Source organism: Lactiplantibacillus sp. 3062 (assembly GCF_055413545.1).
In genome coordinates, this window is sequence record NZ_JBVAYE010000006.1 from 18,718 (window position 1) to 30,726 (window position 12,009).

The window sequence follows — 12,009 nt, forward strand, 5'->3', positions numbered from 1 at the left end:
TGCTAAGACGCTTAATGGATTAAGGAGGATTCCCATGTTAACCGAGATAGGCAAAATCATTCGGCAACGCCGACAGCAACACGGCATCACCATCGAGCAATTGGCCGAACAATCGAATGTTTCAATCTCGCTAATTTCTCGACTCGAACGTGGTAAGGTCGATAACATTAAACTACAAAGTTTGACCGCAATCGCTGAAACTCTGAATTTAAAAATAGCGGACTTCTTTCGCGACGAGCTTCTCCAATCACCTAATGTTGTTGCATTACTCGACTACCTGAGTGATCTGCCAGCCCATCAACGTGAAGAACTTGCCGGTACGTTACTCAAACTACTCCGACTATCCAAATCGTGAGCATTTGCGCAACGCACTCCGGACAGTTAGTTCACCATTGAACCCCGTGATTCATCTACACTAAAAAATGATTCACCTTCCTCTGACAAGAAGGCGAATCATTTTTAATTTATCAAGCTTGTTAACGGTCGGCTAAGCGCCCTTAAAGCCAGCATACAGTTCTTAATGGTGCGTTGTCACTAATAACCCACTCATCACTGCCAATATGATACCCACCGCCATGGCTTTGAATGGTTCACGAACGATGGGGGTGGCGGTCAAAGCCTCGACCATCGCCCCACCTAAATACGTTACAACGAGCCCCAATACGGCGCCCCAAAAGATTGTGACTAGTAAACTAGCCAGCCACGTTGTCTTCAATAGCAAGCTCCTCCAATGCGGTCAGGCACGGCTGACCTTTTGATTGAGTGTATCAAAGTCGTCACGCGTTTGCAAATTGATTAATAGAATTCATAACTTTTATATAATAGTTCTATCCAAAGAAAATCCCCACCATCAATGACAAAAAAGCTCAGCACCGACCATTCAGGTCCTAAGTACTGAGCGATTATCATGACCGCTATGACAGGCTAATGTCCCCCACTACTCAAATCCGCAGGCCAATTTGATTCGACGACCGTTTGCGGAACATATTGGCGATTCAATAGTGCCAGCCACTGCCGGACAATCTTGCTCAAGGTAAAGTCATGACTGCGTTGCCGAGCGCGCGCGGCATATTCAGCGCGACAGTCAAAATCAGTTAACAGTGGCATTAAGCCAGTAATCAGAGCATTAACATCGCGGGCCGGAGTCAACACACCGTACTGGCCACCCTGCAAGTACTCGGCTGAGCCAGTATTCCACATTGAGACGATCGGTAACCCCATCGTCATCGCTTCCCCCATAACTAATGGCATCCCTTCCCAACGCGAAGTCATCATGAAGACACTCGCCTGTTGATAATGCGCCCGTAACTCAGTATCTTTCAGCGCACCCCGATAAATAATGCGGTCACGAACATCGAGTTCAGCCATCAACCGATTGAACGTCGCTAATTGGTCTTCGGGACCAGTCCCTGCGACTGCAATTTGCCAATCATCGGGCAAGGCTCGCGCAACTGTCAACAAATAATCGAGCCCCTTATGTTGCAGGTCAATACGACCAGTGTAGGCAATGATATGTTGCGCCAAGTCGGCCTGCTGACCATGAGCTTGCATGGTCGGTGGATTATAGAACTTGACCGTATGGGCGTTAAAACGTGAGTAGCCTTCCCAATCATAATCGGTCAATGTCACGACCGTATCAGCCGCTAAGAGCCCTGCGACCAGTTCATCTTGCATTTGGACGTAATACTGATTGAGGTAGATATCAACATTATTGTGCATCCACGCAATGACATTGACCCGTGGAAAACGCTGTTTGATTGCCGGAGCAAAACTCGTCAGTAAACCTCCCGGGAGAATAACGGCATCGTAAGCTCCCGACCCAATCGTCGTGAGTAAATCATCTATTTGAGGCGCATAAACGGTCAACGGATCAGCGCCAAAGTAATTAAGTACCGTCGCACTTGCAGGCCGGCGCGCCGTGATAAGCGGTGCGCTCAGTTCATAGAAAGACCGGGGTTGGGCCAAGGAGTAAAAAGCAACCTCGGCTTGCGAGGTCAACGCATTGCCGAGGACCGTCGCCGCTCGTTTGACACCATCCATCACTAAATTCTCGACTGTTATCAAAATTTTCATTAGCATCGTTGACTGGCGATTAAACAACCAGTCGCTCCTTTCCACATAAACTCGGTTCATGGAACCGGAATCGACGATGTTAGGCTGAGCTGATTGCGTCAGACCCGTTCATCCTTAACTAATCACCATCACTAGTATCAGCTTAGGTAGCGTTATTATAACAGGAATAATTAAAAACCAATTAAAATATGCTCACAATTCACATTATGCTAGTCATTGCAAGTTGCTTCTTGATTAAACGTCAGTTAGCTAGGTTCTGATTAAGACGTCATAGGCTACATTCCAGCACCAATCAACACAATTAATAGCGCACAAAAATAGCGTTGCTACTGGAGGCACAGGCCAGTAGCAACGCTATTTTCAAATTAAGATTTTAACTGCTTATTTTAAACCCTTCCATTGCCAATCATTAACTTCTGGCAAGTCAGTTCCGGCATCCCGGATATAGGCATTGTGTTTAGCAAGCATATTATCCATGGATTGAACGAAGGCCGCACCGGTGTTTTCCATTGCTGGTTGCGCCGCAATTGCCGACTTAGCTAAGTCGAAGCGGTCCATCTGGTTCATGACCCGTACGTCGAATGGTGTGGTAATATCACCATTTTCACGGTAACCGTGGACGTATAAGTTATGGTTGTGACGATCAAAGAAGATGTCACGAACTAAGTCTTCGTAACCGTGGAAAGCAAAGACCACTGGTTTGTCCTTAGTAAAGTAATGGTCAAACTCAGCATCTGACAAGCCCCGCGGATCCTTTTCAGGACTACGTAACTTCAAGATGTCGACCACGTTCACGAAACGAATCTTCATCTCTGGGAAACTGTCGTGTAGTAATTGGATGGCAGCCAACGTTTCAAGCGTTGGTTCCGTCCCAGCAGCTGCAAAGACAATGTCTGGTTCGCTACCTTGGTCCGTACTTGCCCAATCAATGATACCAAGACCATTGTCAACTAATTGCTTAGCTTCTTCAATGCTGAACCATTGTTGACGTGGGTGTTTTGACGTAACCACGTAGTTGATCTTTTCTTGGCTCCGGAAAATGACGTCACCGACAGCTAATAACGTGTTGGCATCGGCTGGTAAATATTCACGAATGTATTCTGGTTTCTTTTCGGCCAAATGAGTTAATGCACCTGGATCTTGGTGGGTATAACCATTATGGTCTTGTTGGAATACAGTTGAAGCCGCGATAATGTTAAGTGATGGGTACTTTTTACGCCAATCAAGTTCATTGGCTTTACGTAACCACTTGAAGTGTTGCGTCAACATTGAGTCCACAACGCGTAGGAAGGCTTCATAACTGGCAAATAACCCATGACGTCCAGTTAAGACGTAACCTTCTAACCAACCTTCAGCTTGGTGTTCAGATAACTGAGCATCTAAGACCCGGCCAGCTGGTGCTTCATATTGGTCACTATCTGGATGAATGTCTTCCATCCATTGACGATTAGTGGTTTCGAAGACACCATATAAACGGTTAGACATGGTTTCATCAGGTCCGAACAACCGGAAGTTATCAGGATTTTTCTTGATGACATCCCGCAAATAGTCTGACCAAACGATCATATCTTGCTTAACATTCGCGCCTTCTTTGGACGTATCGACCGCATAATCACGGAAGTTTGGTAAGTTCAAGGCTTTCGGATCGACCCCACCATTGGTGATTGGGTTAGCAGCCATCCGACTGTCCCCAGTAGGAATAATTTCTTTAATATCATCCTTCAAAGAGCCATCTTCATTGAAGAGTTCTTTTGGTTGATATGATTCGAGCCAATCAACTAAAGCATCCGCATGTTCCATGTCATTTTGATCAACAGGAATCGGAATTTGATGAGCACGGAATGAACCTTCGATCTTATCACCGTCCCATGACTTCGGACCAGTCCAGCCCTTAGGTGCGCGGAAGACGATCATTGGCCATACTGGCAATGTTGCATCGTTATTTTCGCGAGCATGCTTCTGGATTGCCTTGATCTTTTCAACGGCTTCATCCATGGCCTTAGCTAAGGCTGGGTGAACCTTTTCAGGATCGTCACCTTCAACGAAGATTGGTTCCCAATTCATGCTTTCGAAGTATTCCTTAATCTTAGCATCAGAAGTCCGACCAAAAATCGTTGGGTTAGAAATCTTAAAACCATTTAAGTTCAAGATTGGTAAAACAGCCCCGTCGTTGATTGGGTTAATGAACTTCGTTGATTGCCATGAAGTTGCTAATGGACCCGTTTCGGATTCCCCATCACCAACAACAACCGCGGCGATTTCGTCAGGATTGTCAAGAATTGCCCCAACCCCGTGTGAAATTGAGTAACCAAGTTCGCCACCTTCGTGGATTGAACCGGGTGTTTCAGGTGCCGCATGGGAAGCAACCCCACCTGGGAATGAGAATTGCTTGAAGAGCTTTTGCATCCCTTCAACATCCTGCGTAATTTCTGGATAAATATCGGTGTAAGTACCGTCAAGGTAAGAGTTTGAAACCATCACTTGACCACCATGACCTGGACCTTCAACGTAGAACATCTTCAAACCGTACTTGTTGATGACCCGGTTAAGATGAGCATAGATAAAGTTTTGACCGGCAATCGTCCCCCAGTGACCAATTGGATGAACCTTAACGTCACTGGCCTTCAATGGCCGTTGTAATAGTGGATTATCTTTTAAATAAAGTTGACCAACTGATAAGTAGTTGGCAGCACGCCAGTACTTATCAACTTTTTGCAAATATGCTGGTGATGAGTAATCTGTTGTCATTTCAAAAACACTCCTTAATTTGCTTTTCACTTGAACGCTAACTGTTTAAATGTTTTCGTTTACAAGTTCTATTTTAACAACTCATTTCAAAAAATCAACCTTTTTGTTAATTGGAACGGTCCAATTTTATAAATTAAAACAAAAAAACAAGGCTCATCCCTTGGGACACCTTGCTTTTAGATTAATATATTTTTTAATAATTTGTACACAGAATGATTGAAGCAGCCCATCAATTAGCTTTAATATGCCCAGAATTAACACCGGCGCCCTGATTAGTTAGTGGCAACCAGTTCAGTGCTTTTAATAGATAGCGGTCCCAGAAATCCCACTCGTGCGCTCCAGAACCGACCACATATTCATGCGAAACTTTTTTGGCCGTTAGAAAATGATCAAATTCATCATTCGCTGGCTTTAAGCCGTCCTGATCGCCAATCGCCATAAAAATCGTGGGTAAAGCGACGTGAGCTGCCAGTAATTTAGTTACGAGCACTTGCGGGTTTAATTCCGAATGACCAGCAGCTGCTAGATCTGGGCCAAAAACGCCATGCTGATATGCGGCCGTTTCCGCAAACCACTGAGGTTTTGCCGGTAACTTTTCCATTCCGGGTCGCACATTCAGTCCGGCTGATAAACTCACAATGGCCCCAAAAATATCGTGAAATTTTAGTCCGTTATACAGCGCCCCGTAACCACCCATTGATAATCCGCCAATAAAAGTTTGGTCACGCTGGTGTGATAGTGGAAACGTCCGGCGTGTAAAATCAATCAATTCCTGACCAATAAATTGACTATACGTCTCCCCAGACCAAGGATGATCAGTATAGAAACTATTCTCGCCCGCTGGCATCACGACAGCCAGGTTCCGTTCGTCGGCCCAGCGCTGGATTCGTGTGCCACTAATCCAGTCGACTTCACTACCTAAGATACCGTGCAATAAGTACAGGGTGGCAAACGGACCCTGAATCGGGCGCGGCACGCCCTGCTCATCTGGGACCAATTTATCCGTTGGTAAACACACCATCAGGGGAACGGTCCGGTGTAAACTAGCCGCCATAAAATTAATACGAATCAGTGCCATGACACCTCAGACTCCTAACTATTCGTTGACACAAACGTTGTATACTTCATATATTGATAATGTAGTCGCATATTAGACACTTCAAAGGGTGTCCCATCATCTAAGAAGAAAATCCCACTCATCAGGCCCACCGGTTCATTTGGCTGCAAATGTAACAACTCTTGATCAGTCGTATTGGACGCATCGGCCGCAATCGATAAGAATGATTTGGTCACTGCGGCGTGCAAGGTCTTTTGCACGTAATTAAAGATCGAGCCACTGACCACTTGCCGGTTCAACTGGGGCACAAGCTTGATTGGAATATAGCCACTTTCAATCATGAAAGGCTGGTCATCCAGTAATCGCAGCCGTTTGATTTCATAAACAAACTCGTCAGCAGTTAAAAATAAGTCTTGTTGCAACTCTTGACTTGCAGGAATGACGCGAAAGTCTAATAATTGAATACTGGGCTTAGCACCCTCAGTATTTAAACTGTCCGTAATTCCTAGGTTAGTTCCTTCATACTTAAACGAAGATTGATTTTTAAGATATAATGGATTAATGAACGTTCCCGAACCCCGCTTCTTGAAAATCAGGCCCTTATTGGCTAGCACGTTAAGCGCGCGCTTAATCGAGCTACGACTTACCTGATACTGTTCGCTAAGACTACGTTCATCTGGAAGCTTCTTATCAACAAATTCATTCGCCATGATCCGTTTATTGAGATCATTGATGACTTGTTGATAAACTAGGTCAGCCATTGTAATCCCTCCTTTGAGGTTATTTCATACCTCAAGTATAGCAGAATTAATGGCGTTTGGGTGAATTGTTCCGGTCCATTTATAAAATTGGACCGTATTTTTAATAAATGTGAGGTTAACAATAATGTCAAAAAAGAAGAAAAAAGATCAATTAGGTAAAACACTTGTTGAAAAGATTTTGGATAAAGCAAATATCAGCTATCAACAATATGAATTTCCAACCGAAGCGGAAGGCGACGTTCAACAATTACAAGTCGACCACCTCGGTGTTGACGAACATCATATCTACAAGACCTTAGCGCTGATTGGTAACAAGACTGGTCCCGTCGTCGGTGTCTTGCCGTTAGATGAGCACCTCAGCTATAAAAAATTGGCTAAGCTATCCGGCAACAAAAAAGTTGGCATGATTCCATTAAAGGACTTGGAACGAACTACCGGATACCAACACGGCGCCAACACACCAGTTGGTATTTGGGAAACTAAGAAGTTTCCCATCTACTTAGACGAGACCGCTAAGCAGCAAGGTAAGATTCTCGTATCTTCGGGTAAAATCGGGCGTTCAATTGAAATCGACGCTGATGATCTACGCAAGCTCGTGCACGGCACTTTTGGTCCAATAACGGAGTAGCCTCGTGGATAACTTGATCAAGAATAACGGCATCGTCTTGCTGGTCATCATTGGTTTACCCGGACTATTCGCTTGGTTACTGACGATTATCAACCGACAAACCAAAGCGAATCTGGTCAACCACTACGGTATTAACAGTCAAGTCTACTGTGGTTTTCTGGGCATCATCATCCACGAGCTTAGCCATCTAATCCTCGCACTGATTTTTCGCCACGGCATCCAATCGGTCCGGCTGCTCAAACGCCCTCACCTCCATCCTGAAGATGAGTCGGCGGATGATCTGGCACTAGGCTATGTTAACCATACTTGGAATCGGCACAGCCGGTATCAAGTCATTGGTAACCTGTTCATTGGTGTCGCCCCCATCTTCGGATGCACAGCGGCACTCCTTGGACTAGACTGGCTACTCGCTCCTGGCCTATTTCAAGCCATCTTCAAATTAGCTGATACACCCGAACAACCACAATGGGCTGCAAGTTTTCACGCGTTAACCAGTACGCCAACGAGTTGGTGGCAACTATTAATGTTGCTCTTTCTAACCCTCGTCATTGTGATTGGTGGCTTCGATCTAAGTCCCGCTGATTATCAGAATAGTGCGATCGGGTTGTATAGCACCATCGTCATCATTATCGTGCTGACTACCTTACTGACGTTCATCGGTATCACCGGTTGGATCCATACGTTAGTTACTTGGGGACTAATGGTCGCCATTATCTTGGGCTACTCACTACTCGTGTCCCTACTAGTCATGTTGGTAACCCATCTTCTGACCAACCGTGCCTGATTTAGATTGCCAGCCTTAAAACCAGAATAAGGGCTAAAAAGGCCATCACAAGAATTCACGATACATTCTTGTGATGGCCTTTTTCGTTAGCCAATATAAATGGTAATTGCATCATCTGATAACATGATCTCAGCTCAAAGAACTAGTGATTCAACTAGACGTAGGGATGCCATTACGCCTTATCATCCGCCGTCCACTCAGCCTTAAATTGGTCAACAAACTCGTGCATCACCGCTGTCCGGTGGGCTGCCAGTGCTTTGGCAGTATCCGTATTCATGAGAGCTGCTAACTTGAACAACTTTTCATAGAAGTGATTGATAGCCGTGCCGGGCTGGTGTCGATATTGTTCACGCGTCATATGTTCACGTGGCGCAATTGCCGGGTCATAGATTTTTTCACCGACATGACCTGAATAATACAACGCCCGGGCGATCCCGATAGCGCCAATCGCGTCTAACCGATCCGCATCCTGAACGACTTGCCCTTCAAGACTTAATTTTTGAGGGCCGTTGAAGGATTTGCTGAATGACATGTGATCAATAATTGCAAAAATAGCCGTTTGATCGTCAGCCGTAACATTTTGCGCGTTCAATTGAACAATCAAATCTTGATGCGCCTTCGCTGGGTCGGCCATCAATTTATCGTCGATCACATCATGCAGCCAAGCTGCCGCTAAAGTCAGATTTAAATTCGCCCCTTCGTCTTTTGCCAGCCGGCGTGCTAGCCGGTTGACCCGCTGCAAATGATCGCGACCATGCCCACTATGATCGTGAGCAAGCTTTTGCAAAGCATACGTTTGAATTGCTGTTAATTGTGTTTCAGTTATCATACACTCATCCTATCCCTGGGTCTGGTAGTACGCCCGTAACTTCTTGATCGTTCCCCGGCTAAAGGTCAAGTGATCATGATTGTCCATGCTAATCACGCCCTTATTAAAATCAACCGTAATCACATGGTCAAGGTTGAGGGCATAACTTTGAAACTCATTAAAAAAATGCATCGCTGTCAGTTGTTCCTTAATCGTATTTAAATTCTTATGTACGACATAGGACTGGGTCGTCGTCACGATTCGCGTGGTCCGCAGCCCATGTTCCTTCTCACAGTAGATGATATCTTTAAGCTTCAGCGTTAATAATAACGCACCACTTCGAATCGTTAAAGTCGGTTCAGCAGATTGCTGTAACATACCTAACCGTTTTTTTACGACTTGTAGGACTCTTTGTACTTCTGGAACAAACTTTGCCTTATCGAACATATTTGTTTTTGAAATAAACCCGGTTGGTGTTGTCATCGCACTCAACGTATCCGGGATCATGTCATCACGCACCGTCACATAGACAATAAACCCATCAGGATCATAATCACGAATTTTAGAGGCCAATTGAATGCCATTGATTTCGCGTTGTAAAACGATATCTAAAAAATAAAGATTTGGTCCGCCGCCATCCTTTACCGCCGCTAACACATCGGTCGGCTGCCATACTGAGACTAACTCATAATTAAAGTGCAATGCCTCCAGCTGTGCCGTAATGATGTCGTTTAACCAGAGACGCTGTTGTTCTTGATCGTCACTGATAAACACCTTCATATCAATCACTCTTCCCAATGTAAAGCAGATTAACAAACAAACCACTGTTGATCCACTCTATCCCAATTTAAATTGCTTACAATCATTTTATATGATACTAAAGCCCCGCCATTCCAGCAACCAAAAAAACACGTATGGACCAAATAACTGACATTACTTGGTCCACCGCATTCAGCTTATTTTTCAATTTGTTGTGGCTTGGTCTGTACTTGATTAAGTCGCAATAATTCATCCGTGCGCAATTTATTAACAATCAGTTGAGCCGCTGCGGTTGTTAAACTGTGACTGAGATCCTGATCAGAAATCGTAATTGGATCATCGGGATGATGAAGTTGATTCGTTAATACCGTAATAAAATTGTCGTAAGCTCGCTTGGGATAGCCAGTCGCAGTCACTTGGTCGATTCCCTGACGAATTTTATCCAGTGGATAACTCGGTTTTAGTAAGCTAATGACAATAATATCCGCCAATTGCATAATTTGATATTTCTTCTTGACTGGTGACAAGATCACTTTATGTTTGACATAATTATTGATCATTGCGGCAGTAACTGGATCAGCACCTAATGGCTGCAACGTTTCATTAATTAATAATAGGACCTGATCCATATATAAGTCAAAGTTTGGTAACTCGATCCACTTCGGCAGAATCACCTTTGCCATGCGGGCTTGCCAATCTGCATAAGTCTCATTAGCTGCCATGCTGCGTCCTCCTCTGATAAATAGGTTACATTAATTATACCTAGATTAACTAGTCTTGTAAACTAGATGACATTGTAAATCACATTAATTTCTGAATATGGTATCATTTATGGGTTAATGCAAATACAAATGAAAAGTAGGTTATGTAGTATGTATGAAATGACCAAAAAGCTCCGTGTCGGTGATGATGTTAAAGAAATGATCCCACAAGCAGTGATTGCCGGACTTTGGGACCGTCTCAAAGCGATGCGCAAAGAGAAATTATTGATTGATAGCACGATGGCCATCATGTTCAGTGACGACTACGAAGACAATAAAATTTTCTTCATGACACTTCAAAAATCCGGCTCATTCGCCAATGAATATGAAATGGCCTATGATGGGCCCAAAGACTTCCTCGGCCATGGGACGATTGTTATTATCAAAGACCGTCCCCGTACGATTCAAATGAGCATCTCGGACGCTAATAAAGCTGAAGACACCAATGACGATGCGACTGATGAGCAAAAGTAGGCTCGCACTTTAAATCACATCATGATTGCTAATAAGCTGCTCAGGTGGTGACCGATGTTCACTGACTACCCCGAATTTGTACCTGGTTATGCTACAGACTTTCAGATTCGTGCTCACTTAGGTTGTCACGACTGATTGCTAGCTCTATCAACTAGTTGAGACAGCACCTTGCTAACAACACCCCTAAGTGTGCAAAAAAATCCGTTGTCATCAATGTGTATGTACCGAATAAAAGCACCGTCAGGATTCGCTGACGATGCTTTTATTTATTGTATTTCGATCTTACCTTCGCTATCCGCAACGGTTTTTGGCAACGTCACGGTCAGCAGTCCTGCTTGATAATGCGCTTGAATCTCTTCGCGCACGACATTCGTTAGATGAAACTTCCGGGTAAAGTCCGCGTCCATTCGTTCGCGATGGAGTACGCGCCCGTCATCGTTGCGATCGTCTTGCGACCGGTGCGCCCGAATAGTTAGCCATTCGTCAGCATACTTCACCGTAATAGCGTCCTTATCAAAACCGGGTAATTCTGCCGTTACGGTGTAATCATCGTCATGTTCAACCACGTCCGTTTTCATCCCAACGTGTGCGTTTAAGACGTTCTCTGCTTCCCGGTGAGCCCGCTTCAATAATTTGGTGGGCTTTAGTAGATCATCCAGATGATGACCGAATAATTGCTGGCGCATGTCAATAACCTCCGTATCAAATCAATTATTAGTAAGCCTGTTGGTGAATGGCTTCAGCAAGTAAATCTAAGGCATGGTCACGCGTGCCAACTTGGTCCATATCAAAGATGATCGAATCAATGTCGCCACCTTTGAAATCAAATTGTTCGAAGTAGATGTACGGGTCTTCGCCTTCAACTTTTAGGAAAGCGGCTTCAATCTTTTGATCAAAACCGGCCGCCCAATCCGCATCGTCCATCTGATTGAAATCTGCACGGGTCACGTAACCACGGTCACGAATTAAATCCATCGCTTTTTTGACATCACTATCTTGATAAACCAATTTCTTCGAATCCTCATGAATCTTAGTTTTCGTTTCTACTGGCATCATTAAAGATCTCCCTTTACTTGGTATACCCTTAGTTTAGCACCATTCATTGGAAACGTTAACCATCTTTCTCGCAATCGCATTATTTGGGCTTAAAGGGTTG

Annotated in this window: 14 protein-coding genes; 4 read left to right on the top strand and 10 right to left on the bottom strand. The window is 44.5% G+C overall.

Annotation, left to right across the window (positions count from 1 at the left end; translation table 11 throughout):
* The first annotated feature begins 34 nt into the window (after positions 1-34).
* A complete protein-coding gene (locus ACWQAU_RS09445) occupies positions 35-355 on the top strand; it encodes a helix-turn-helix domain-containing protein (protein ID WP_003642643.1) in 321 nt (106 codons plus the stop codon).
* Between the two features lie 162 nt (positions 356-517).
* Here ACWQAU_RS09445 and ACWQAU_RS09450 read toward each other — a convergent pair whose 3' ends face one another.
* From ACWQAU_RS09450 to ACWQAU_RS09470, 5 genes are all read right to left on the bottom strand, one after another.
* Positions 518-715, bottom strand: coding sequence for a DUF2929 family protein (locus ACWQAU_RS09450; RefSeq protein ID WP_003644707.1), 198 nt, complete (start codon positions 713-715; stop codon positions 518-520).
* A 209-nt stretch (positions 716-924) separates the two neighbouring features.
* Entirely contained in the window at positions 925-2,073 is a 1,149-nt protein-coding gene (locus ACWQAU_RS09455; protein ID WP_044432928.1) for a glycosyltransferase, read from the bottom strand.
* Positions 2,074-2,454: 381 nt separating this feature from the next.
* A complete protein-coding gene (locus ACWQAU_RS09460; protein ID WP_011101870.1) occupies positions 2,455-4,821 on the bottom strand; it encodes a phosphoketolase family protein in 2,367 nt (788 codons plus the stop codon).
* A 229-nt stretch (positions 4,822-5,050) separates the two neighbouring features.
* Positions 5,051-5,899 carry an alpha/beta hydrolase gene (locus ACWQAU_RS09465; protein ID WP_027821854.1) on the bottom strand — a complete coding sequence of 283 codons (849 nt, stop codon included), beginning with the start codon at positions 5,897-5,899 and terminating at the stop codon, positions 5,051-5,053.
* 14 nt (positions 5,900-5,913) lie between these two features.
* Complete coding sequence (locus tag ACWQAU_RS09470) at positions 5,914-6,639, bottom strand: GntR family transcriptional regulator (protein WP_003642638.1); 726 nt, start codon at positions 6,637-6,639, stop codon at positions 5,914-5,916.
* Positions 6,640-6,763: 124 nt separating this feature from the next.
* On the opposite strand from ACWQAU_RS09470, the gene ybaK reads away from it, so the two are divergent.
* Both ybaK and ACWQAU_RS09480 read left to right on the top strand, forming a co-directional pair.
* Positions 6,764-7,267, top strand: coding sequence for a Cys-tRNA(Pro) deacylase (gene ybaK / locus ACWQAU_RS09475; protein WP_011101872.1), 504 nt, complete (start codon positions 6,764-6,766; stop codon positions 7,265-7,267).
* 4 nt (positions 7,268-7,271) lie between these two features.
* On the top strand, positions 7,272-8,051 hold the full coding sequence (locus tag ACWQAU_RS09480; RefSeq protein ID WP_021356259.1) for a hypothetical protein: 780 nt from the start codon (positions 7,272-7,274) through the stop codon (positions 8,049-8,051).
* Between the two features lie 172 nt (positions 8,052-8,223).
* On the opposite strand, the gene ACWQAU_RS09485 is transcribed toward ACWQAU_RS09480, so the two are convergent.
* The 3 genes from ACWQAU_RS09485 to ACWQAU_RS09495 form a co-directional block, all read right to left on the bottom strand.
* Positions 8,224-8,880 carry an HD domain-containing protein gene (locus ACWQAU_RS09485; RefSeq protein ID WP_027821853.1) on the bottom strand — a complete coding sequence of 219 codons (657 nt, stop codon included), beginning with the start codon at positions 8,878-8,880 and terminating at the stop codon, positions 8,224-8,226.
* 9 nt (positions 8,881-8,889) lie between these two features.
* Complete coding sequence (locus tag ACWQAU_RS09490) at positions 8,890-9,639, bottom strand: LytR/AlgR family response regulator transcription factor (RefSeq protein WP_003642634.1); 750 nt, start codon at positions 9,637-9,639, stop codon at positions 8,890-8,892.
* 176 nt (positions 9,640-9,815) lie between these two features.
* Entirely contained in the window at positions 9,816-10,340 is a 525-nt protein-coding gene (locus tag ACWQAU_RS09495; RefSeq protein ID WP_003642633.1) for a DUF1836 domain-containing protein, read from the bottom strand.
* 150 nt (positions 10,341-10,490) lie between these two features.
* Between ACWQAU_RS09495 and ACWQAU_RS09500 the strand changes: the two genes are divergently transcribed.
* Positions 10,491-10,853 (top strand): hypothetical protein, encoded by a 363-nt coding sequence (locus tag ACWQAU_RS09500; RefSeq protein WP_011101875.1) that lies wholly within the window; start codon positions 10,491-10,493, stop codon positions 10,851-10,853.
* 266 nt (positions 10,854-11,119) lie between these two features.
* Here ACWQAU_RS09500 and ACWQAU_RS09505 read toward each other — a convergent pair whose 3' ends face one another.
* A complete protein-coding gene (locus ACWQAU_RS09505; RefSeq protein WP_003642631.1) occupies positions 11,120-11,539 on the bottom strand; it encodes an Hsp20/alpha crystallin family protein in 420 nt (139 codons plus the stop codon).
* Between the two features lie 28 nt (positions 11,540-11,567).
* Positions 11,568-11,909, bottom strand: a complete 342-nt coding sequence (locus ACWQAU_RS09510; RefSeq protein WP_003642630.1) for a hypothetical protein — start codon at positions 11,907-11,909, stop codon at positions 11,568-11,570.
* Positions 11,910-12,009: the final 100 nt, after the last annotated feature.

Bases quoted from the DNA above. Each gene is read 5' to 3' on its own strand.
- ACWQAU_RS09445 (WP_003642643.1), top strand. From the start codon at position 35: ATGTTAACCGAGATAGGCAAAATCATTCGGCAACGCCGACAGCAACAC.
- ACWQAU_RS09505 (WP_003642631.1), bottom strand. From the start codon at position 11,539: ATGCGCCAGCAATTATTCGGTCATCATCTGGATGATCTACTAAAGCCC.
- ACWQAU_RS09495 (WP_003642633.1), bottom strand. From the start codon at position 10,340: ATGGCAGCTAATGAGACTTATGCAGATTGGCAAGCCCGCATGGCAAAG.
- ACWQAU_RS09455 (WP_044432928.1), bottom strand. From the start codon at position 2,073: ATGAAAATTTTGATAACAGTCGAGAATTTAGTGATGGATGGTGTCAAA.
- ACWQAU_RS09490 (WP_003642634.1), bottom strand. From the start codon at position 9,639: ATGAAGGTGTTTATCAGTGACGATCAAGAACAACAGCGTCTCTGGTTA.
- ACWQAU_RS09485 (WP_027821853.1), bottom strand. From the start codon at position 8,880: ATGATAACTGAAACACAATTAACAGCAATTCAAACGTATGCTTTGCAA.
- ACWQAU_RS09510 (WP_003642630.1), bottom strand. From the start codon at position 11,909: ATGATGCCAGTAGAAACGAAAACTAAGATTCATGAGGATTCGAAGAAA.
- ACWQAU_RS09500 (WP_011101875.1), top strand. From the start codon at position 10,491: ATGTATGAAATGACCAAAAAGCTCCGTGTCGGTGATGATGTTAAAGAA.
- ACWQAU_RS09470 (WP_003642638.1), bottom strand. From the start codon at position 6,639: ATGGCTGACCTAGTTTATCAACAAGTCATCAATGATCTCAATAAACGG.
- ybaK (WP_011101872.1), top strand. From the start codon at position 6,764: ATGTCAAAAAAGAAGAAAAAAGATCAATTAGGTAAAACACTTGTTGAA.
- ACWQAU_RS09460 (WP_011101870.1), bottom strand. From the start codon at position 4,821: ATGACAACAGATTACTCATCACCAGCATATTTGCAAAAAGTTGATAAG.
- ACWQAU_RS09465 (WP_027821854.1), bottom strand. From the start codon at position 5,899: ATGGCACTGATTCGTATTAATTTTATGGCGGCTAGTTTACACCGGACC.